The 21,811-nt window shown below is 58.4% G+C and carries 16 protein-coding genes, 4 tRNA genes and 2 rRNA genes (1 of these 22 cut by a window edge); all 22 read right to left on the bottom strand.

What is annotated here, in order from left to right:
- Window positions 1-12: 12 nt before the first annotated feature.
- Window positions 13-2,160 (bottom strand): elongation factor G, encoded by a 2,148-nt coding sequence (gene fusA, locus VUG52_RS02675; RefSeq protein ID WP_050703554.1) that lies wholly within the window; start codon window positions 2,158-2,160, stop codon window positions 13-15.
- A 30-nt stretch (window positions 2,161-2,190) separates the two neighbouring features.
- Entirely contained in the window at window positions 2,191-2,661 is a 471-nt protein-coding gene (rpsG, locus tag VUG52_RS02670; protein ID WP_003246741.1) for a 30S ribosomal protein S7, read from the bottom strand.
- A gap of 106 nt (window positions 2,662-2,767) precedes the next feature.
- Window positions 2,768-3,139 (bottom strand): 30S ribosomal protein S12, encoded by a 372-nt coding sequence (gene rpsL / locus VUG52_RS02665; RefSeq protein WP_003255492.1) that lies wholly within the window; start codon window positions 3,137-3,139, stop codon window positions 2,768-2,770.
- Window positions 3,140-3,350: 211 nt separating this feature from the next.
- Entirely contained in the window at window positions 3,351-7,550 is a 4,200-nt protein-coding gene (gene rpoC, locus VUG52_RS02660; protein WP_028692258.1) for a DNA-directed RNA polymerase subunit beta', read from the bottom strand.
- Window positions 7,551-7,613: 63 nt separating this feature from the next.
- Window positions 7,614-11,687 (bottom strand): DNA-directed RNA polymerase subunit beta, encoded by a 4,074-nt coding sequence (gene rpoB / locus VUG52_RS02655; RefSeq protein ID WP_050703555.1) that lies wholly within the window; start codon window positions 11,685-11,687, stop codon window positions 7,614-7,616.
- Window positions 11,668-11,856, bottom strand: coding sequence for a hypothetical protein (locus tag VUG52_RS02650; protein ID WP_156329573.1), 189 nt, complete (start codon window positions 11,854-11,856; stop codon window positions 11,668-11,670). Before VUG52_RS02650 ends, rpoB begins: the two co-directional genes overlap by 20 nt.
- Window positions 11,857-11,906: 50 nt before the next feature.
- On the bottom strand, window positions 11,907-12,275 hold the full coding sequence (rplL, locus tag VUG52_RS02645; protein WP_050703553.1) for a 50S ribosomal protein L7/L12: 369 nt from the start codon (window positions 12,273-12,275) through the stop codon (window positions 11,907-11,909).
- A gap of 78 nt (window positions 12,276-12,353) precedes the next feature.
- A complete protein-coding gene (gene rplJ, locus VUG52_RS02640; RefSeq protein ID WP_003257082.1) occupies window positions 12,354-12,854 on the bottom strand; it encodes a 50S ribosomal protein L10 in 501 nt (166 codons plus the stop codon).
- A gap of 198 nt (window positions 12,855-13,052) precedes the next feature.
- Window positions 13,053-13,748: a 50S ribosomal protein L1 gene (gene rplA, locus VUG52_RS02635; RefSeq protein ID WP_028692260.1), complete on the bottom strand. Its 696-nt coding sequence runs from the start codon at window positions 13,746-13,748 to the stop codon at window positions 13,053-13,055.
- Window positions 13,748-14,179: a 50S ribosomal protein L11 gene (gene rplK, locus VUG52_RS02630; RefSeq protein ID WP_028692261.1), complete on the bottom strand. Its 432-nt coding sequence runs from the start codon at window positions 14,177-14,179 to the stop codon at window positions 13,748-13,750. Before rplK ends, rplA begins: the two co-directional genes overlap by 1 nt.
- Before the next feature lie 119 nt (window positions 14,180-14,298).
- Window positions 14,299-14,832 (bottom strand): transcription termination/antitermination protein NusG, encoded by a 534-nt coding sequence (nusG, locus tag VUG52_RS02625; RefSeq protein ID WP_050703552.1) that lies wholly within the window; start codon window positions 14,830-14,832, stop codon window positions 14,299-14,301.
- Between the two features lie 9 nt (window positions 14,833-14,841).
- Complete coding sequence (gene secE / locus VUG52_RS02620) at window positions 14,842-15,210, bottom strand: preprotein translocase subunit SecE (RefSeq protein ID WP_050703551.1); 369 nt, start codon at window positions 15,208-15,210, stop codon at window positions 14,842-14,844.
- 43 nt (window positions 15,211-15,253) lie between these two features.
- Window positions 15,254-15,329 (bottom strand) — tRNA-Trp (locus VUG52_RS02615).
- 54 nt (window positions 15,330-15,383) lie between these two features.
- Complete coding sequence (tuf, locus tag VUG52_RS02610; RefSeq protein ID WP_182323863.1) at window positions 15,384-16,577, bottom strand: elongation factor Tu; 1,194 nt, start codon at window positions 16,575-16,577, stop codon at window positions 15,384-15,386.
- A 79-nt stretch (window positions 16,578-16,656) separates the two neighbouring features.
- Window positions 16,657-16,732, bottom strand: a tRNA-Thr gene (locus VUG52_RS02605).
- Window positions 16,733-16,761: 29 nt separating this feature from the next.
- Window positions 16,762-16,835 (bottom strand) — tRNA-Gly (locus VUG52_RS02600).
- Between the two features lie 24 nt (window positions 16,836-16,859).
- A tRNA-Tyr gene (locus tag VUG52_RS02595) sits at window positions 16,860-16,943 on the bottom strand.
- Between the two features lie 152 nt (window positions 16,944-17,095).
- On the bottom strand, window positions 17,096-17,521 hold the full coding sequence (locus tag VUG52_RS02590; RefSeq protein WP_050703550.1) for a hypothetical protein: 426 nt from the start codon (window positions 17,519-17,521) through the stop codon (window positions 17,096-17,098).
- Between the two features lie 2 nt (window positions 17,522-17,523).
- Window positions 17,524-18,279: a pantothenate kinase gene (locus tag VUG52_RS02585; RefSeq protein WP_050703549.1), complete on the bottom strand. Its 756-nt coding sequence runs from the start codon at window positions 18,277-18,279 to the stop codon at window positions 17,524-17,526.
- Complete coding sequence (gene birA / locus VUG52_RS02580) at window positions 18,269-19,228, bottom strand: bifunctional biotin--[acetyl-CoA-carboxylase] ligase/biotin operon repressor BirA (protein ID WP_050703548.1); 960 nt, start codon at window positions 19,226-19,228, stop codon at window positions 18,269-18,271. The genes VUG52_RS02585 and birA overlap by 11 nt, the downstream gene beginning before the upstream one ends.
- Window positions 19,229-19,516: 288 nt before the next feature.
- Window positions 19,517-19,632: ribosomal RNA gene (gene rrf, locus VUG52_RS02575) — 5S ribosomal RNA — on the bottom strand.
- Window positions 19,633-19,764: 132 nt separating this feature from the next.
- Window positions 19,765-21,811: ribosomal RNA gene (locus VUG52_RS02570) — 23S ribosomal RNA — on the bottom strand; it runs 846 nt beyond the window's last position.

The following is a 21,811-nucleotide window of genomic DNA, read 5'->3' as shown; positions in this document are numbered from 1 at the left end:
GCCTAAAGGGGATTAGCCTTGTTTTTTAACGAGTGCTTCGACGATGTTCGACGGAGCTTCGGCGTATTTGGAGAATTCCATGGAGTAGCTTGCGCGACCCTGAGACATGGAACGAACGTCGGTCGCATAACCGAACATCTCTCCGAGCGGAACTTCAGCACGGACGACGCGGCCGGAGACCGACTCATCCATACCCTGGACCAGACCACGACGACGGTTCAGGTCACCCATCACGTCACCCAGGTAGTCTTCCGGGGTTACAACTTCGACTTTCATGATCGGCTCGAGGACCACGCCACCGCCCTTCTGGGCCAGTTGCTTGGTTGCCATCGAAGCGGCGATCTTGAACGCCATTTCGTTGGAGTCGACGTCGTGGTACGAACCGTCGAATACCGCAGCCTTCAGGCCGATCAGCGGATAGCCGGCGACAACGCCGTTCTTCATCTGCTCTTCGATGCCCTTCTGGATCGCAGGGATGTATTCCTTCGGAATCACACCACCAACGACTTCGTTGGAGAACACCAGACCTTCGGTGATGTTGCCCTTGTCGTCCACGTCCGGCTCGGAGAAACGAACCCAGCAGTGACCGAACTGACCACGACCACCCGACTGACGAACGAACTTGCCTTCGATCTCGACGTTGGACTTGGTGATCTTCTCGCGGTACGAAACCTGCGGCTTGCCGATGTTGGCTTCGACGTTGAACTCGCGCTTCATGCGGTCAACGAGGATGTCCAGGTGCAGCTCACCCATACCGGAGATGATGGTCTGGCCAGTCTCTTCGTCGGTCTTGACGCGGAACGACGGGTCTTCCTGAGCCAGTTTGCCCAGTGCGATACCCATCTTCTCCTGGTCCTGCTTGGTTTTCGGCTCTACGGAGAGCGAAATCACAGGCTCCGGGAAGTCCATACGCTCGAGGATGATCGGCTTGTCGGCGTTGCACAGGGTGTCACCGGTGGTGACGTCCTTCATGCCGATCAGAGCAGCGATGTCACCAGCGCGTACTTCCTTGATCTCTTCACGCTGGTTGGCGTGCATCTGCACCATACGACCAACGCGCTCTTTCTTGCCCTTGACCGAGTTGATGACGGAGTCACCGGAGGTCAGGAAGCCCGAGTAGACGCGAACGAAGGTCAGAGTACCCACGAACGGGTCGGTGGCGATCTTGAAGGCCAGGGCCGAGAAGGGCTCGTCGTCGTCAGCGTGACGCTCGTCGAACTGCTCAGGCTTGACTTCGTCCTTCGGCACGTCGATCAGGTCAGGGTGAATACCCTTGATCGCCGGGATCTCGGTCGGAGCAGGCAGGAAGTCGATGACGGCGTCGAGAACCAGGGGAACGCCCTTGTTCTTGAACGACGAACCGCAGACAGCCGGAACGATCTCGCTGGCCAGGGTGCGCGCGCGCAGGCCTGCCTTGATCTCTTCGACGGTCAGCTCACCTTCTTCAAGGTACTTGTTCATCAGCTCTTCGGTGGCTTCGGCGGCAGCTTCAACCATGTTGTTGCGCCACTCGTTGGCCAGCTCGACCATATCCGCAGGAATTTCTTCCTCACGGTAGGTGGTGCCCTTGTCGTCGTCGTTCCAGTAGATAGCCTTCATCTTGATCAGGTCGACCTGACCCTGGAAGTTATCTTCCGAACCGATGGCCAGCTGAACAGGAACCGGGGTGTGACCCAGACGGTTCTTGATCTGACCTACGACGCGCAGGAAGTTGGCACCGGCACGGTCCATCTTGTTCACGTAGACAACACGTGGAACGCCGTACTTGTTGGCCTGACGCCATACGGTTTCGGACTGCGGCTCAACGCCGGAGGTACCGCAGAACACAACGACCGCGCCGTCGAGTACACGCAGCGAACGCTCTACTTCAATGGTGAAGTCAACGTGGCCGGGGGTATCGATGACGTTTACGCGGTAGTTGTCGTACTGACCACGGGAACCTTTCCAGAAGGTGGTAACGGCAGCGGAGGTAATGGTGATACCGCGCTCCTGCTCCTGCACCATCCAGTCGGTGGTCGCGGCGCCGTCGTGCACCTCGCCCATCTTGTGGCTCAGACCTGTGTAGAACAGGATCCGCTCGGTAGTGGTAGTCTTGCCCGCGTCAACGTGCGCGCAGATACCGATGTTACGGTAGCGGTTAATTGCTGTAGTACGAGCCATAAAGCCCTCGCAAAATGATTGATGCTTGAATTAGAAGCGGTAGTGCGAGAACGCTTTGTTGGCTTCAGCCATACGGTGAACGTCTTCACGCTTCTTGACTGCAGCACCCTTGCCTTCAGCAGCATCCAGCAGCTCGCCTGCCAGGCGCAGAGCCATCGACTTCTCGCCGCGCTTGCGGGCGTAGTCTACGAGCCAGCGCATTGCCAGAGCGTTACGACGGGACGGACGAACTTCAACCGGAACCTGGTAAGTGGCACCGCCGACACGGCGGGACTTTACTTCGACCAGCGGAGCGATGGCGTCGAGAGCTTTCTCGAAGATTTCCAGGGGGTCGCTGTTCTTGCGTGCTTTGACGGTATCCAGGGCACCGTAAACGATGCGCTCGGCTACGGCCTTCTTGCCGCTTTCCATCACGTGGTTCATGAACTTGGCGAGAATCTGGGATCCGTACTTCGGATCGTCCAGGATCTCACGTTTTGCTGCTACACGACGTCTTGGCATGATAAGCCCTCAAACGGTCTTCAGGTTAGCCCGGGACGTGGGTCTTCGACCCCTGCCCGACCTTACTCTTATCGACTCAAAAAAATGGATGTCTGCAAACGACCGATTACTTCGGACGCTTGGTACCGTACTTCGAACGACCCTGGTTACGGCCTTTGACGCCCGAAGTATCCAGAGAGCCGCGAACGGTGTGGTAACGAACACCTGGCAAGTCTTTTACACGGCCGCCACGGATCAGGACGACGCTGTGCTCTTGCAGGTTGTGGCCTTCACCACCGATGTACGAGGAAACCTCGAAACCGTTGGTCAGACGCACACGGCATACTTTACGCAGTGCCGAGTTAGGTTTTTTCGGCGTGGTGGTGTACACACGAGTGCACACGCCACGACGCTGCGGGCAGTTCTGCAGCGCAGGAACGTCGGACTTCTCGACCGAACGCTTACGCGGCTGACGTACCAGCTGGTTGATAGTTGCCATCTACTAGCTCCACTGATTGTCTTGCGACTCTATTGTCTTGCAAGAAAGCCAAAAATTGGCGAGACGGAGCCTCACCAAATTTAAGGGTACAAAAGTCTAAAGAGGATCTTGCACCCAGTCAAGACGAGGCCCCGGCCCTCCTCGCCCGATCATCGGCAACAATTCATGTCACCGACGATCTTGCGAGGGGTGCCGGGGCCCTGCCCTGCACTTAGTTACCGCTGGAGTTCAGCGCTTCGGTCAGTGCGGCTTCCACCTCACTGGCGCTCACACGCAGCGGCTTGTCGGCATCACGGCGACGCTTGCGCTCGCTGTGGTAGGCCAGACCAGTACCGGCCGGGATCAGACGACCCACGACCACGTTCTCTTTCAGGCCGCGCAGGTAGTCGCGCTTGCCGGTTACCGCCGCTTCGGTCAGTACGCGGGTGGTTTCCTGGAAGGAAGCCGCCGAGATGAACGATTCGGTGGACAGCGAGGCCTTGGTGATACCCAGCAGTACACGGGTGAACTTGGAGATGAACTTGTCTTCGCTAGCGAGACGCTCGTTCTCTACCAGTACCTGGGTCAGTTCCATCTGGTCGCCCTTGATGAAGCTGGAATCGCCCGACTCGGAGATCTCGACCTTGCGCAGCATCTGACGCAGGATGGTCTCGATGTGCTTGTCGTTGATCTTCACGCCTTGCAGACGGTAAACGTCCTGGATCTCGTTGACGATGTACTTCGCCAGCGCGCTCACACCCAGCAGACGCAGGATGTCGTGCGGATCGCTCGGGCCGTCGGAGATAACTTCGCCGCGGTTTACCTGTTCGCCTTCGAAGACGTTCAGGTGGCGCCACTTCGGAATCAGCTCTTCGTACGGATCGCTACCGTCGGTCGGAGTGATGACCAGACGACGCTTGCCCTTGGTCTCTTTACCGAACGCGATGGTGCCGCTGACTTCAGCCAGGATCGAGGCTTCTTTCGGACGACGCGCTTCGAACAGGTCGGCAACGCGCGGCAGACCACCGGTGATGTCACGGGTCTTCGACGTTTCTTGCGGGATACGCGCGATAACGTCACCGACGCCGATCTGGGCACCGTCAGCCACACCGACGAGGGCGTTGGCCGGCAGGAAGTACTGGGCAGGCACGTCGGTGCCTGGCAGATACAGGTCCTTGCCGTTGGCATCGACCATCTTGATCGCCGGACGGATTTCCTTGCCGGCGGCAGGGCGATCCTTGACGTCCATCACTTCAATGTTGGTCAGGCCGGTCAGTTCGTCGGTCTGGCGCTTGATGGTGATGTTTTCTTCCATGCCCACGAAGGTCACGGTACCTTTCAGCTCGGTAACGATCGGGTGGGTGTGCGGGTCCCACTTGGCGACGATGGCGCCAGCTTCGACCTTCTCACCTTCCTTGACCGAAATCACCGCACCGTAAGGCAGCTTGTAACGCTCACGTTCACGACCGAATTCGTCGGCAATAGCCAGCTCGCCGGAACGCGATACGGCAACCAGGTTGCCATCGGCACGCTCGACCTGCTTCAGGTTGTGCAGACGCACCATACCACCGTTCTTCACCTGGACGCTGTCGGCAGCCGAGGTACGGCTTGCAGCACCACCGATGTGGAACGTACGCATGGTCAGCTGGGTACCCGGCTCACCGATCGACTGCGCAGCGATAACGCCGACAGCTTCACCGATGTTCACCTGGTGACCGCGAGCCAGGTCGCGACCGTAGCACTTGGCGCAGATGCCGTAACGGGTTTCGCAGTTGATCGGCGAACGCACGACCACTTCATCGATGCTGTTCAGCTCGATGAACTCGACCCACTGCTCATCCACCAGGGTACCGGCCGGAACGATGACGTCCTCGGTGCCTGGCTTGAACACGTCACGGGCGATGACACGACCCAGTACACGCTCACCCAGCGGCTCGACAACGTCACCGCCTTCGATGTGCGGGGTCATCAGCAGGCCCTGGTCGGTGCCGCAGTCGATCTCGGTAACCACCAGATCCTGCGCCACGTCTACCAGACGACGAGTCAGGTAACCGGAGTTGGCGGTCTTCAGTGCGGTATCCGCCAGACCCTTACGAGCACCGTGAGTCGAGATGAAGTACTGAAGTACGCTCAAACCTTCACGGAAGTTCGCAGTGATCGGCGTCTCGATGATCGAGCCGTCCGGCTTGGCCATCAGGCCACGCATACCGGCCAGCTGGCGGATCTGCGCGGCGGAACCACGCGCACCGGAGTCGGCCATCATGTACATCGAGTTGAAGGACTCTTGCTCGACTTCCTTGCCCTCGCGGTCGACGACCTTCTCTTTCGAGAGGTTGGCCATCATCGCCTTGGACACTTCATCGTTCGCCTTGGACCACAAGTCGATGACCTTGTTGTACTTCTCGCCCTGGGTAACCAGACCGGAGGCGTACTGGCTCTCGATTTCCTTCACTTCGTCGGTGGCGGTACCGATGATGCGGGCTTTCTCGTCCGGGATCACGAAGTCGTTGACGCCGATCGAAACGCCGGAAATGGTCGAATAAGCAAAACCGGTGTACATCAGCTGGTCGGCGAAGATCACGGTCTCTTTCAGACCAACCACGCGGTAGCACTGGTTGATCAGCTTGGAGATCGCCTTTTTCTTCATCGACTGGTTGACCACGTCGAACGGCAGGCCGGCAGGCACAACCTGGAACAGCAGCGCACGGCCGACAGTGGTGTCGACAATACGGGTGTTCTTGACGATGGAGCCGTCGCGCTCCTTCACGGTCTCATTGATACGGACCTTGATTTTCGCGTGCAGGGCGGCTTCGCCGGCGCGGAATACGCGGTCGACTTCCTGCAGGTCGGCGAACACGCGACCTTCGCCCTTGGCGTTGATGGCTTCACGGGTCATGTAGTACAGACCCAGTACAACGTCCTGCGATGGAACGATGATCGGCTCACCGTTGGCTGGCGACAGGATGTTGTTGGTCGACATCATCAGCGCGCGCGCTTCGAGCTGGGCTTCCAGGGTCAGCGGCACGTGAACGGCCATCTGGTCACCGTCGAAGTCGGCGTTGTACGCGGCGCAGACCAGCGGGTGCAGCTGGATAGCCTTACCTTCGATCAGAACCGGTTCAAAGGCCTGGATACCCAGACGGTGCAGGGTCGGTGCACGGTTGAGCAGTACGGGGTGTTCGCGAATCACTTCGGCGAGAACGTCCCACACCTCTGGCAGCTCGCGCTCGACCATCTTCTTGGCGGCCTTGATGGTGGTCGCCAGACCACGCATTTCCAGCTTGCCGAAAATGAACGGCTTGAACAGCTCGAGGGCCATCTTCTTCGGCAGACCGCACTGGTGCAGACGCAGGGTCGGGCCTACGGTAATTACCGAACGACCGGAGTAGTCCACGCGCTTACCGAGCAAGTTCTGACGGAAGCGACCTTGCTTACCTTTGATCATGTCGGCCAGGGACTTCAGCGGACGCTTGTTCGAGCCGGTGATGGCGCGACCACGACGGCCGTTGTCCAGCAGGGCGTCGACCGCTTCCTGCAGCATGCGCTTTTCGTTGCGCACGATGATGTCCGGCGCCGACAGATCGAGCAGGCGCTTCAGACGGTTGTTACGGTTGATCACCCGACGATACAGGTCGTTCAGGTCGGAGGTCGCGAAGCGGCCGCCATCCAGCGGTACCAGCGGACGCAGGTCCGGCGGCAGCACTGGCAGGACGGTCAGGACCATCCACTCAGGCAGGTTGCCCGAGCCCTGGAAAGCTTCCATCAGCTTCAGGCGCTTGGACAGCTTCTTGATCTTGGTTTCCGAGTTGGTCTGCGGAATCTCTTCGCGCAGGCGGCCGATCTCGTGCTCCAGGTCGATAGCGTGCAGCAGCTCGCGGACAGCCTCGGCACCCATGCGGGCGTCGAAGTCGTCACCGAACTCTTCCAGCGCTTCGAAGTACTGTTCGTCGTTGAGCAGCTGACCCTTCTCGAGGGTGGTCATGCCCGGGTCGATAACGACATAGCTCTCGAAATAGAGCACGCGCTCGATATCACGCAGGGTCATGTCCATCAGCAGGCCGATACGGGACGGCAGCGACTTCAGGAACCAGATGTGGGCAACCGGCGAAGCCAGTTCGATGTGCGCCATGCGCTCACGACGAACCTTGGCCAGGGCGACTTCAACGCCGCACTTCTCGCAGATCACGCCACGATGCTTCAGGCGCTTGTACTTACCGCACAGGCACTCGTAGTCCTTGACTGGGCCAAAGATCTTGGCGCAGAACAGGCCGTCACGCTCAGGCTTGAACGTACGGTAGTTGATGGTTTCCGGCTTCTTAACTTCACCGAACGACCACGAACGGATCATTTCAGGCGACGCCAGACCGATGCGGATGGCGTCGAACTCTTCGACTTGACCCTGGTTTTTCAGCAAATTCAGTAGGTCTTTCAAGGCCTTTCCTCCTGGCGGAGCAGGGAGCGGGCATTACCTGCCCACTCCCCTTCGCGTCACGTGTTATTCGGTTTCCAGATCGATATCGATACCGAGCGAACGGATCTCTTTGATCAACACGTTGAAGGACTCGGGCATGCCCGGCTCCATACGGTGATCGCCATCCACGATGTTCTTGTACATCTTGGTACGGCCGTTCACGTCGTCCGACTTCACTGTGAGCATTTCTTGCAGGGTGTATGCCGCGCCGTATGCTTCCAGCGCCCACACTTCCATCTCCCCGAAACGCTGACCACCGAACTGCGCCTTACCACCCAGCGGCTGCTGGGTAACCAGGCTGTAGGAACCAGTGGAACGCGCGTGCATCTTGTCGTCCACCAAGTGGTTCAGCTTGAGCATGTACATGTAACCCACGGTCACAGGACGCTCGAACTTGTTGCCGGTACGGCCATCGAACAGCACCATCTGGCCGCTTTCCGGCAGGTCTGCCAGTTTCAGCATGGCCTTGATCTCACGCTCCTTGGCACCGTCGAAGACCGGAGTAGCCATAGGCACGCCTTTCTTCAGGTTGTTCGCCAGGGCGAGGATCTCTTCGTCGGTGAACTCTTCCAGGTTCTCCTGACGACCACCGATCTCGTTGTAGATCTCGGTGAGGAAGGTACGCAGTTCAGCGGCTTTACGCTGCTCTTCGATCATGCGGTCGATCTTCTCGCCCAGACCCTTGGCCGCGAGGCCCAGGTGGGTTTCGAGAATCTGACCGACGTTCATACGCGAAGGTACGCCCAGCGGGTTCAGTACGACGTCGACCGGAGTACCGTTGGCGTCGTGCGGCATGTCTTCGACCGGCATGATTACCGAGACGACACCCTTGTTACCGTGACGACCGGCCATCTTGTCACCCGGCTGGATGCGACGGCGGATTGCCAGGTAGACCTTGACGATCTTCAGTACGCCTGGAGCCAGGTCATCGCCCTGCTGCAGCTTGCGCTTCTTGTCTTCGAACTTGTCGTCCAGCAGGCGACGGCGATCGACGATGTACTGCTGAGCCTTCTCGAGCTGCTCGTTCAGTGCATCTTCGGCCATGCGCAGTTTGAACCACTGGCCGTGCTCCAGACCGTTCAGCACGTCATCGGTAATCACGGTGCCTTTCTTCAGGCCCGCGCCACCGTCGACCACCTGGCCGTTCAGAGCGGAACGCAGACGCTCGAAGGTCGCGCCTTCGACGATGCGGAACTCTTCGTTGAGGTCCTTGCGGATCTCGTCCAGCTGCATCTTCTCGATGGCCAGGGCGCGGCTGTCGCGCTCGACGCCGTCACGGGTGAAGACCTGGACGTCGATGACGGTGCCCTTGGTGCCGGTCGGCACGCGCAGGGAGGTGTCTTTGACGTCGCTGGCCTTCTCACCGAAGATCGCGCGCAGCAGTTTTTCTTCCGGCGTCAGCTGGGTCTCGCCTTTCGGAGTGACCTTGCCGACCAGGATGTCGCCAGCGCCGACTTCGGCACCCACGTAGACGATACCGGCTTCGTCCAGCTTGTTCAGCGCAGCCTCACCCACGTTCGGGATGTCCGCGGTGATTTCCTCTGGGCCAAGCTTGGTGTCACGGGCCACACAGGTCAGTTCCTGGATGTGGATCGTGGTGAAGCGGTCTTCCTGGACCACACGCTCGGACAGGCAGATGGAGTCTTCGAAGTTGAAGCCGTTCCACGCCATGAACGCGATGCGCATGTTCTGACCCAGTGCCAGCTCACCCATGTCGGTGGACGGACCATCGGCCATGATGTCGCTGCGCTGAACCTTGTCACCCTTGCTGACCAGCGGACGCTGGTTGATGCAGGTGTTCTGGTTGGAGCGGGTGTACTTGGTCAGGTTGTAGATATCCACACCTGCTTCGCCGGTCTCGACCTCATCATCGTTCACGCGAACAACGATACGGCTGGCGTCGACCGAGTCGATCACACCACCGCGGCGAGCAACCACGCAGACACCGGAGTCACGGGCAACGTTGCGCTCCATGCCGGTACCTACCAGCGGCTTGTCGGCACGCAGGGTCGGTACAGCCTGACGCTGCATGTTCGAACCCATCAACGCACGGTTGGCGTCGTCGTGCTCGAGGAACGGAATCAGCGACGCTGCGACCGATACTACCTGCTTCGGCGAAACGTCCATCAGGGTGACGTCTTCCGGCGCCTTGACGGTGAATTCGTTCAGGTGACGAACCGCTACCAACTCATCGATCAGCTGCTTCTTCTCGTTCATCGCGGCCGAAGCCTGGGCGATGACGTGATCAGCTTCTTCGATGGCCGACAGGAACACGATGTCGTCGCTGACAACGCCTTCCTTCACCACGCGGTACGGGCTTTCCAGGAAGCCGTACTGGTTGGTGCGGGCGTAGGCCGCCAGGGAGTTGATCAGACCGATGTTCGGACCTTCAGGGGTCTCGATCGGGCACACGCGGCCGTAGTGGGTCGGGTGTACGTCACGGACTTCGAAGCCGGCGCGCTCACGGGTCAGACCACCTGGGCCGAGTGCGGAGACGCGGCGCTTGTGGGTGATCTCGGAGAGCGGGTTGTTCTGGTCCATGAACTGCGAGAGCTGGCTCGAACCGAAGAACTCCTTCACCGCCGCCGCAACCGGCTTGGCGTTGATCAGGTCCTGCGGCATCAGGCCTTCGCTTTCGGCCATCGACAGACGCTCTTTGACCGCGCGCTCGACGCGCACCAGGCCAACGCGGAACTGGTTCTCGGCCATCTCGCCGACGCAACGGACGCGACGGTTGCCGAGGTGGTCGATGTCGTCGACGATGCCCTTGCCGTTACGGATATCGACCAGGGTCTTGAGGACCTCGACGATGTCTTCCTTGCTCAGCACGCCCGAACCTTCGATCTCGGTGCGACCGATACGACGGTTGAACTTCATGCGACCGACGGCCGACAGGTCGTAACGCTCGGCGCTGAAGAACAGGTTGTTGAACAGGGTCTCGGCGGCATCCTTGGTTGGCGGCTCGCCTGGACGCATCATGCGGTAGATCTCGACCAGCGCTTCCAGTTGGTTGCTGGTGGTGTCGATCTTCAGGGTATCCGAGATGAACGGACCGCAGTCGATGTCGTTGGTGTACAGGGTCTCGACGCGGACAACCTGGGCCTTGGCGATCTTCACCAGCAGGTCGGTGGTCAGCTCGGTGTTGCACTCGGCGATGATCTCGCCGGTGGCAGGGTGCACGATCGCCTTGGCGGTGGTGCGACCCAGCACGTACTCCAGCGGTACGTCCAGCTCTTTCACGCCAGCCTTTTCCAGCTGGTTGATGTGGCGCGCGGTGATACGGCGGCCTTGCTCGACGATGACCTTGCCGCTGCCGTCATGGATGTCCATGACCGCAACTTCACCACGCAGACGCTGAGGCACCAGTTCCAGGCTCAGTTTTTCGCCGGACAGGTGGAACACGTTGGTGGTGTAGAAGGTGTTGAGTACTTCTTCGGTGCTGTAGCCCAGCGCGCGCAGCAGTACCGAGGCCGGCAGTTTGCGGCGACGGTCGATACGCACGAACACGCAGTCCTTCGGGTCGAACTCGAAGTCCAGCCAGGAACCGCGGTAAGGGATGATGCGCGCGGAATACAGCAGCTTGCCCGAGCTGTGGGTCTTGCCACGGTCGTGGTCGAAGAACACACCCGGCGAGCGGTGCAGCTGAGATACGATCACACGCTCGGTACCGTTGATTACGAAGGTACCGTTCTCAGTCATCAGGGGGATTTCACCCATGTAGACTTCTTGCTCTTTGATGTCCTTGATCGCTTTGTTCGACGATTCCTTGTCGAAGATGATCAGGCGCACCTTCACCCGCAGCGGGACCGCGAAGGTCACACCGCGCAGGACACATTCCTTCACATCGAACGCCGGCTCGCCCAGGCGATAGCCGACGTACTCCAGGGCAGCATTGCCGGAGTAGCTGATGATCGGGAATACCGATTTGAAGGCCGCATGCAGGCCGACGTCGCGGAACTGATCCTTGGATGCTCCCGCCTGCAGGAATTCGCGATACGAATCCAGCTGGATGGCCAGGAGGTAAGGCACATCCATGACGTCCGGCAACTTGCTAAAGTCCTTGCGGATACGTTTTTTCTCAGTGTATGAGTAAGCCATCAGCATTCCCCAGCTTGGTCACCTGCTTGTTTGGCATCTCCCGGCGGGAGCAGCCGAAAATCGTGCAAACCCCTTGGTTTGCGCCACCCTCTTGGGTGTCTTGCAGCTCGTTATCGGGGCCGACCTGATCGGCCACCAATAACGGAAAAAGGCCGGTGGCATAAGCCACCAGCCATCAGTCCTTCGCTTAACGCTCGGACTGGAGTCGCAAAGTCGAAATTACTTCAGCTCGACTTTGGCGCCTGCTTCTTCCAGCTTCTTCTTAGCGTCTTCAGCGGCTTCTTTCGAAACGCCTTCAGCTACAACCTGAGGAGCGCCATCGACTTTCTCTTTGGCTTCTTTCAGGCCCAGACCGGTCAGCTCGCGAACGGCTTTGATCACGTTCACTTTCTTGTCGCCGGCTTCAACCAGAACAACGTTGAACTCGGTCTGCTCTTCAGCAGCGGCAGCAGCAACAGCTGGGCCAGCGGCAACAGCGGCAGCAGCGGTAACGCCGAAGGTTTCTTCCATCGCTTTGATCAGCTCAACAATTTCCAGAACGGTTTTCTGGCCGATTGCTTCGATGATTTGCTCGTTAGTCAGAGACATGACTTAAATCCTGTATTGGGGTGACAGCCTACGCAGCCATCAAATTAAACGTATGATTTTGAAAGCGTTGCGCGTGCCTTAGGCAGCAGCAGCTTCTTTCTGGTCGCGCAGAGCTGCCAGGGTACGAGCCAGCTTGCTGGTTGCACCTTGGATTACGCTCATCAGCTGTGCGATAGCCTCGTCGCGAGTTGGCAGGGTTGCCAGCACGTCGATCTGGTTAGCGGCAAGGAACTTGCCGTCAAACGCAGCTGCCTTGATCTCGAACTTGTCCTGACCCTTGGCGAACTCTTTGAACAGACGGGCAGCAGCGCCCGGGTGTTCGTTGGAGAAAGCAATCAGGGTCGGGCCTTTGAACGCGTCGTTGAGGATCGAGAATTCGGTGCCTTCAACAGCGCGCTTGAGCAGGGTGTTACGTACGACACGTACGTAAACGCCAGCTTCGCGGGCCTCTTTACGGAGTCCGGTCATTGCGCCTACAGTCACACCACGGGCATCAGCCACGACAGCGGACAGAGCGACTTTGGCAGCCTCGTTGACTTCAGCGACGATGGCCTTCTTGTCTTCGAGTTTAATTGCCACGGGTTTACTCCTGGTTTCTACCGTTTCATCTGGCCGGAGCCGGATGTCGTTTTGGTGTCTGATTCGCGAACGAATCGGGAGCACCATCTGCGTAGGCTTGAGGTTTAAGGCTTGCGCCGCCTACGGTCTTGGATAGCCCCCGCCAGGCAGGGACCCCAATTTAGTAGCCGGTGCGACCAAGGCCGCACCGGCCGAGCATTACACGTTCAGCGAGCTCTGATCGATGATCAGACCTGGGCCCATGGTGGTGCTCAGGGTAACGCGCTTGACGTAGATACCTTTCGAGGAAGCCGGCTTGATACGCTTCAGATCAGCGATCAGGGCTTCAACGTTTTCCTTCAGCTTGCCGGCTTCGAAGCCGATCTTGCCAACGGAGGTATGGATGATACCGTTCTTGTCGGTACGGTAGCGAACCTGACCAGCCTTGGCGTTCTTCACGGCAGTGGCTACGTCTGGGGTCACGGTACCGACTTTCGGGTTAGGCATCAGGCCGCGAGGACCCAGAACCTGACCCAGCTGACCTACAACGCGCATGGCATCAGGCGATGCGATGACGACGTCATAGTTCAGGTCGCCGCCTTTCATTTCGGCAGCCAGGTCGTCCATACCTACGCGGTCAGCGCCGGCAGCCAGAGCGGCTTCAGCAGCTGGACCCTGGGTGAAGACGGCAACACGTACGGTCTTGCCAGTGCCGTGTGGCAGCACGGTAGCGCTACGAACGACCTGGTCGGATTTACGTGGGTCTACACCGAGGTTGACGGCGATGTCATACGACTCGACGAACTTGGCGGCCGGCAGCGAAGCCAGCAGGGTTGCGGCTTCTTCGAAGTTGTAGGCCTTGCCTGCTTCGATTTTCTCGGCGATAGCCTTTTGGCGCTTGGTCAGCTTAGCCATTACACACCCTCCACGTTCAGGCCCATGCTGCGGGCGGAGCCGGCGATGGTGCGTACAGCAGCGTCCATGTCAGCGGCGGTCAGATCGGCCTGCTTGGCCTTGGCGATCTCTTCCAGCTGAGCACGGGTGACGGTACCGACCTTGACAGTGTTCGGACGAGCCGAACCGCTGGTCAGGCCAGCAGCTTTCTTCAGCAGAACCGAGGCAGGGGTGCTCTTGGTCTCGAAGGTGAAGCTACGGTCACTGTAGACAGTGATGATCACTGGAGTCGGCAGACCTGGCTCTTGACCCTGGGTACGGGCGTTGAAGGCCTTGCAGAATTCCATGATGTTCACACCGTGTTGACCCAGTGCTGGACCAACGGGTGGGCTTGGGTTGGCCTGGCCGGCCTTTACTTGCAGCTTGATGTAAGCCTGAATCTTCTTAGCCATGAGCTACTCCAAATTCGGGTACGAACGCCTGATGGCTCCCCGTATGACTTGCGTTTTATCCCAGTGACGACAAAACCCCGCAGCACATAGGGCTGCGGGGTATGGGATGCTGCGTTCCGCTAGACCTTTTCGACCTGGCTGAACTCGAGCTCCACCGGAGTGGAGCGACCGAAAATGAGCACTGCAACCTGCAGGCGGCTCTTCTCGTAGTTAACTTCTTCGACACTGCCATTGAAGTCGGCGAACGGACCGTCAATGACGCGAACCACTTCACCCGGTTCGAACAGCGTCTTCGGCTTCGGCTTATCACTGCCGTCGGCAACGCGACGCAGGATGGCATCAGCCTCTTTATCGGTGATCGGCGCAGGCTTGTCTGCGGTACCACCAATGAAACCCATGACCCGAGGGGTATCCTTGACAAGGTGCCAAGTCCCTTCGTTCATTTCCATCTGGACCAGTACATAGCCAGGGAAGAACTTACGCTCGCTCTTGCGCTTCTGGCCGTTACGCATTTCGACGACTTCTTCGGTCGGGACCAAGATCTCGCCGAATTCGTCTTCCATGCCAGCCAGCTTGACGCGCTCGATCAGGGAGCGCATTACATGCTTCTCGTAACCCGAGTAAGCATGCACAACATACCAACGCTTAGCCACGAGACACCCTTAGCCAACGATCAAGGAGACCAACCAGCCGAGCAGGGAATCAAGACCCCACAGCAGCAGCGCCATGACCAGAACTACAGCCACGACAATCAGCGTGGTCTGAGTGGTTTCTTGGCGGGTCGGCCACACGACTTTACGGATCTCGGCACGAGCTTCCTTCGCCAGCGCAAAGAACGACTTGCCTTTGGCGGTCTGCAGGGCAACGAAGCCAGCGACAGCAGCCAGGACAAGCAGGACGAGTACGCGATACAGGATCGGCGAGGCGGAGTAATACTGATTACCCACGACACCTACGACTACCAATGCGACAACAGCGAGCCACTTGAACAGATCAAAACGCGATTCTTGGGCTTCAGTTTTGGGAGTCATCGAGGAGGATCCTGTGAGAAGAAAGCCATCACACCGAGGTGAATGGCAGGTCAGGAGGGAATCGAACCCCCAACCTACGGTTTTGGAGACCGTCGCTCTGCCAATTGAGCTACTGACCTATAACGCTGTATCAGGCCGGCCATTATACCGGCCTGATCAAGTAAATCAACTACTTATTCAATAATTTTCGCTACGACGCCGGCGCCGACGGTACGACCGCCTTCACGGATGGCGAAGCGCAGACCGTCTTCCATTGCGATGGTCTTGATCAGGGTGACAGTCATCTGGATGTTGTCACCTGGCATTACCATCTCAACGCCTTCCGGCAGTTCGCAGTTACCGGTCACGTCAGTGGTACGGAAGTAGAACTGAGGACGGTAGCCTTTGAAGAACGGAGTGTGACGGCCGCCTTCTTCCTTCGACAGGACGTAGACTTCTGCGGTGAACTTGGTGTGCGGCTTGACCGAACCTGGCTTGACCAGAACCTGGCCACGCTCAACGTCGTCACGCTTGGTACCACGCAGCAGGACGCCGCAGTTCTCGCCAGCACGACCTTCGTCCAGCAGCTTGCGGAACATCTCAACGCCGGTGCAGGTGGTGGTGGTGGTGTCACGCAGACCAACGATTTCCAGCGGATCCTGAACGCGGACGATACCACGCTCGATACGGCCGGTAACAACGGTACCACGACCCGAGATCGAGAATACGTCTTCGATCGGCATCAGGAACGGCTGGTCGATGGCACGAACTGGCTCAGGGATGTAGGCATCCAGAGTTTCAACCAGCTTCTTGACAGCGCTGGTACCCATTTCGTTGTCGTCTTTGCCTTCCAGGGCCATACGGGCCGAACCGATGATGATCGGAGTGTCGTCGCCTGGGAAGTCGTAGGTGGACAGCAGGTCGCGAACTTCCATCTCGACCAGTTCCAGCAGCTCGGCGTCGTCTACCAGGTCAGCCTTGTTCAGGAAGACCACGATGTACGGAACGCCAACCTGACGGGACAGCAGGATGTGCTCACGGGTTTGTGGCATCGGACCATCGGCGGCCGAGCAAACCAGGATCGCGCCGTCCATCTGGGCAGCACCGGTGATCATGTTCTTCACGTAGTCAGCGTGACCTGGGCAGTCAACGTGAGCGTAGTGACGAATGTTCGAGTTGTACTCGACGTGAGCGGTGTTGATGGTGATACCGCGCGCTTTTTCTTCCGGAGCCGAGTCGATCTTGTCGAACTCAACGACGGCCGAACCGAAAACTTCGGAGCAGACGCGAGTCAGCGCTGCAGTCAGAGTAGTCTTACCATGGTCAACGTGGCCGATAGTGCCGACGTTAACGTGAGGTAGCGAACGATCAAACTTTTCCTTAGCCATCGATACAGTCCTCCGCAGAAGAAATTGTCATACAGCCTATAAAACAAAGGCAGATATTTTCATATCTGCCTTGTTTATATGGAGCTCTTGAGCGGACTTGAACCGCTGACCTCACCCTTACCAAGGGTGTGCTCTACCAACTGAGCTACAAGAGCGAAACACTTTGCGCAAAATCCTGCAAACTTGGAGCGGGTAGCGGGAATCGAACCCGCATCATCAGCTTGGAAGGCTGAGGTTCTACCACTAAACTATACCCGCGGAGCTTGCGGCTCTCGCTAAAACTGGTGGAGGGAGAAGGATTCGAACCTTCGAAGCTCTCGCAACGGATTTACAGTCCGTCCCCTTTGACCGCTCGGGAATCCCTCCAGATGTGGCCGGCATTCTATTTGTCTGCCGTCCCAGTGTCAAGCGTTTTTTCAAATTTTTTCAATCAAATCTGAAACTTAGCTGCTTTGACACCGCTTCCAGCTCTACCACCTCAGTGGTGTTCCCTGTGAAGCGGGCGCCATTCTATCAAGCTATTCAGCAGTTGCAATACCCTCGCACAAAATAATTTTGTGTTTTAAGTCTTTGAAATCCTTGGAAAGAGTCGAGAGCACCGCAGGGTCCAGCAAACGCTCGCTTTCAGGGGCCACCTTGAGCCAGAAACCCTCGGCGCCCGGCAGCTGCCCCACCACCGGCAGGGCGGCGATATCAAGGCTGACCAGGCGCTGACGCAGGGCATCGAGCTGCTCACGTGCGGCCAGCCCACCCACCACCAGGCATTCGTCGCGCCGCCTGGCAGGTGCCGCGGCCCCAGTCTCGCGCAACAAACGTATTTCCTGCTGGGAGCCTTTGTATAACGACAACGGGGCGACTTCCTTAACCTTAAGCGGAGCTTCCTGCTGATGCCATACGTAATAAACGACGTTGAGCACAACCAACAGCAGAAACAACCAGCGCATAGTCACCTCGACTCAATTGGGCAGGCCATGGCCAGGCCGACAAAGACCAGATCCGGCACGATCCGCGCTTGAGGCGCAGCGTCCTGCACCAGCGGCGCATCGCCCCCGGTCAGGAAGACCGTGAAATCCTCACCCCATAGCGCCCTGGCCTGCTCGACCTGGGTACGGGCAAAGCCCTGGAGCATCAACACACAACCACGCTCGACCGCTTCGACGGTGGAGCGCCCCGGCGCCAGGCTGCCCAAGGCACGCTCGGCCGAGGCATCGTCATAGCGGATTCGCCGGGTGTGGGTGCGCAACTGGCTACGCATCAGCGGCATGCCCGGACAGATGTACCCGCCGAGGTGCTCACCGTCGGCCGCGACATAGTCGGCCTTGGCCGCGGTACCGAAGTCGATGACCAGGCAGGCGCGACCCGCCAGGTGATAGGCGCCCAGCGCGCCGAGCCAGCGATCCATCCCCAGGCGCTGGTAGTCCTCGTAGCCATTGCGAACGCCGGCCATTTCCTTCACCGGCTGGGCCACACTCACTTCGACCCCGAACGAAGCCAGGATCAACGCGCACAGCGCCGAAGTTTCTTCTTCACTGCGCACGCTGACCATCCGGCAACCGATCAGGCGCAGGGATGAAAGCGCCGCGACGGCCGCAACCAGTGCCTGGTCGGAATCGACGATACCGCCACCGTTGATGGTGGCGTCGGCCGCATGGATGACGCGCCACTTGATGAAGCTGTTTCCGCAATCGAGCTCAAGAATCATCACGCAACCTCAGACTGAGCTCGCCACCGCTGAAGCTCTTTTCCACACCATCCACCTCGAGGCGCAAGCCGCCCTGCCCATCCACGCCCAACGCCACCCCATCGATGCGAGTGGTGCCGGCGACCAGCGAGACCTTCCGCCCCTGCCACAGGTGCGCCTGCTCCCATTCTTCCTGGAACGCGGCGAAACCATAGCGGCGATGACGAGCCAGCTCGTGCTGCAGTTGCTGACTGAGCTCCGCCACCAAGCGGTTACGGTCCACCAACTGCCCGGTCTCGCCACGCATGGAGGTCCAAGGCTGGTCGATCTGTTCACCGCCCTGCATGTTCACATTGATACCGATACCCAGCACCACATGGCAGACATCCGCCGGATCGCCGACCAGCTCCAGGAGGATGCCGGTGATCTTGCGCCCGCTGGCCAGGACATCATTGGGCCATTTCAGCCCGACATCCTTCAGGCCGAACGTCTTCAGCGTGCGCATGACCGCCAGGCCAACCACCAGGCTCAAGCCCTCGAGCTGACGCATGCCGCCATCGATGCGCAGTACCAGACTGTAATAGAGGTTTTCGGCGAACGGACTGACCCATTGGCGGCCACGACGTCCACGCCCGGCGCTCTGGCGCTCGGCCAGCACCAGGAACGGCGCCGCCTGCCCCTGGGCGGCGAGCCTCAGACCCTCGGCATTGGTGGAGTCGATAGTGTCATGAATGAAGGCCGGCCACGGCTCACCCTCCGAAAACCCGGCGATCGCCTGCGATTCAAGCAGGTTCAGCGGCGCTGCCAGCTGATAGCCACGGCCACGGACCTTGTGAATGGTCAGGTTCAGTTCGCTCTCAAGGTGCTGCAGCTGCTTCCAGACGGCGCTGCGGCTTACCCCGAGGGCGGCCCCCAGGGCTTCTCCGGAATGGAACCGGCCATCCTTGAGGAGATTCAACAACTTCAGCATGCCAGTCTCGACTTGGAATAAGGCTGGCATGATAGCCACGCCCCGCGGGCTTGCATAGGAAAAGGGCTACCGCCGGCCCCACAGCCGACGCGGTCGAAGGCCACCGTGGGAGCGGGCTTGCCCCGCGATAGGGCCGGATCAGGCGGTGATGTTGCCTGGGCTGGCCTAATCGCGGGGCAAGCCCGCTCCCACGCTGTGTATTCCACAGTAGAGGCGGTGTTGGCTTTGGGAACGCGGAAAAGACAAAACCCCTACCTGCTCGCGCAGATAGGGGTTTTGCGAAATGAATCTTGACGATGACCTACTCTCACATGGGGAAACCCCACACTACCATCGGCGATGCATCGTTTCACTGCTGAGTTCGGGATGGGATCAGGTGGTTCCAATGCTCTATGGTCGTCAAGAAATTCTGTTGCCAGAACATCCAGATGGATACTCCAGCGAATTCGGATATGCGATTTGTGATGTTGCGAACTTTCGGTTCTTTCGTCTTCACCACCACAATTTGGCCTCGGCGCAAATTGCTTGGGTGTTATATGGTCAAGCCTCACGGGCAATTAGTATTGGTTAGCTCAACGCCTCACAGCGCTTACACACCCAACCTATCAACGTCGTAGTCTTCGACGGCCCTTCAGGGAGCTCAAGGCTCCAGTGAGATCTCATCTTGAGGCAAGTTTCCCGCTTAGATGCTTTCAGCGGTTATCTCTTCCGAACATAGCTACCCGGCAATGCCACTGGCGTGACAACCGGAACACCAGAGGTTCGTCCACTCCGGTCCTCTCGTACTAGGAGCAGCCCCTCTCAAATCTCAAACGTCCACGGCAGATAGGGACCGAACTGTCTCACGACGTTCTAAACCCAGCTCGCGTACCACTTTAAATGGCGAACAGCCATACCCTTGGGACCGGCTTCAGCCCCAGGATGTGATGAGCCGACATCGAGGTGCCAAACACCGCCGTCGATATGAACTCTTGGGCGGTATCAGCCTGTTATCCCCGGAGTACCTTTTATCCGTTGAGCGATGGCCCTTCCATACAGAACCACCGGATCACTAAGACCTACTTTCGTACCTGCTCGACGTGTGTGTCTCGCAGTCAAGCGCGCTTTTGCCTTTATACTCTACGACCGATTTCCGACCGGTCTGAGCGCACCTTCGTACTCCTCCGTTACTCTTTGGGAGGAGACCGCCCCAGTCAAACTACCCACCATACACTGTCCTCGATCCGGATAACGGACCTGAGTTAGAACCTCAAGGTTGCCAGGGTGGTATTTCAAGGATGGCTCCATGAGAACTGGCGTCCCCACTTCAAAGCCTCCCACCTATCCTACACAAGCAAGCTCAAAGTCCAGTGCAAAGCTATAGTAAAGGTTCACGGGGTCTTTCCGTCTAGCCGCGGATACACTGCATCTTCACAGCGATTTCAATTTCACTGAGTCTCGGGTGGAGACAGCGCCGCCATCGTTACGCCATTCGTGCAGGTCGGAACTTACCCGACAAGGAATTTCGCTACCTTAGGACCGTTATAGTTACGGCCGCCGTTTACCGGGGCTTCGATCAAGAGCTTCGCTTGCGCTAACCCCATCAATTAACCTTCCGGCACCGGGCAGGCGTCACACCCTATACGTCCACTTTCGTGTTTGCAGAGTGCTGTGTTTTTAATAAACAGTCGCAGCGGCCTGGTATCTTCGACCGGCGTGGGCTTACGCAGCAAGTGCTTCACCCTCACCGGCGCACCTTCTCCCGAAGTTACGGTGCCATTTTGCCTAGTTCCTTCACCCGAGTTCTCTCAAGCGCCTTGGTATTCTCTACCTAACCACCTGTGTCGGTTTGGGGTACGGTTCCCAGTTATCTGAAGCTTAGGAGCTTTTCTTGGAAGCATGGCATCAACCACTTCGCGCTCTAAAGAGCACTCGTCATCAGCTCTCGGCCTTGAGATCCCGGATTTGCCTAAGATCTCAGCCTACCACCTTAAACTTGGACAACCAACGCCAAGCTGGCCTAGCCTTCTCCGTCCCTCCATCGCAATAACTGGAAGTACAGGAATATTAACCTGTTTTCCATCGACTACGCTTTTCAGCCTCGCCTTAGGGACCGACTAACCCTGCGTCGATTAACGTTGCGCAGGAAACCTTGGTCTTTCGGCGTGCGAGTTTTTCACTCGCATTGTCGTTACTCATGTCAGCATTCGCACTTCTGATACCTCCAGCAAGCTTCTCAACTCACCTTCACAGGCTTACAGAACGCTCCTCTACCGCATCACCAGAGGTGATACCCGTAGCTTCGGTGCATGGTTTGAGCCCCGTTACATCTTCCGCGCAGGCCGACTCGACTAGTGAGCTATTACGCTTTCTTTAAAGGGTGGCTGCTTCTAAGCCAACCTCCTAGCTGTCTAAGCCTTCCCACATCGTTTCCCACTTAACCATGACTTTGGGACCTTAGCTGACGGTCTGGGTTGTTTCCCTTTTCACGACGGACGTTAGCACCCGCCGTGTGTCTCCCATGCTCGGCACTTGTAGGTATTCGGAGTTTGCATCGGTTTGGTAAGTCGGGATGACCCCCTAGCCGAAACAGTGCTCTACCCC

The sequence above is a fragment of the Pseudomonas sp. LH21 genome (assembly GCF_036549575.1).
GTDB lineage: Bacteria > Pseudomonadota > Gammaproteobacteria > Pseudomonadales > Pseudomonadaceae > Aquipseudomonas > Aquipseudomonas peradeniyensis.
The sequence above is the reverse complement of the archived record's forward strand: the minus strand, read 5'-3'. Positions and strand labels throughout refer to the sequence as shown.

Excerpts from the sequence above, each read along its gene's own strand:
- tuf (WP_182323863.1), bottom strand. The coding sequence starts at position 16,577 with ATGGCTAAGGAAAAGTTTGATCGTTCGCTACCTCACGTTAACGTCGGC.
- rplA (WP_028692260.1), bottom strand. The coding sequence starts at position 13,748 with ATGGCTAAGCTGACCAAGCGCCAAAAGGCTATCGCCGAGAAAATCGAA.
- fusA (WP_050703554.1), bottom strand. The coding sequence starts at position 2,160 with ATGGCTCGTACTACAGCAATTAACCGCTACCGTAACATCGGTATCTGC.
- birA (WP_050703548.1), bottom strand. The coding sequence starts at position 19,228 with ATGCTGAAGTTGTTGAATCTCCTCAAGGATGGCCGGTTCCATTCCGGA.
- VUG52_RS02585 (WP_050703549.1), bottom strand. The coding sequence starts at position 18,279 with ATGATTCTTGAGCTCGATTGCGGAAACAGCTTCATCAAGTGGCGCGTC.
- secE (WP_050703551.1), bottom strand. The coding sequence starts at position 15,210 with ATGACTCCCAAAACTGAAGCCCAAGAATCGCGTTTTGATCTGTTCAAG.
- rpoB (WP_050703555.1), bottom strand. The coding sequence starts at position 11,687 with ATGGCTTACTCATACACTGAGAAAAAACGTATCCGCAAGGACTTTAGC.
- rplL (WP_050703553.1), bottom strand. The coding sequence starts at position 12,275 with ATGTCTCTGACTAACGAGCAAATCATCGAAGCAATCGGCCAGAAAACC.
- VUG52_RS02590 (WP_050703550.1), bottom strand. The coding sequence starts at position 17,521 with ATGCGCTGGTTGTTTCTGCTGTTGGTTGTGCTCAACGTCGTTTATTAC.
- rplK (WP_028692261.1), bottom strand. The coding sequence starts at position 14,179 with ATGGCTAAGAAGATTCAGGCTTACATCAAGCTGCAAGTAAAGGCCGGC.
- rpsG (WP_003246741.1), bottom strand. The coding sequence starts at position 2,661 with ATGCCAAGACGTCGTGTAGCAGCAAAACGTGAGATCCTGGACGATCCG.
- rpsL (WP_003255492.1), bottom strand. The coding sequence starts at position 3,139 with ATGGCAACTATCAACCAGCTGGTACGTCAGCCGCGTAAGCGTTCGGTC.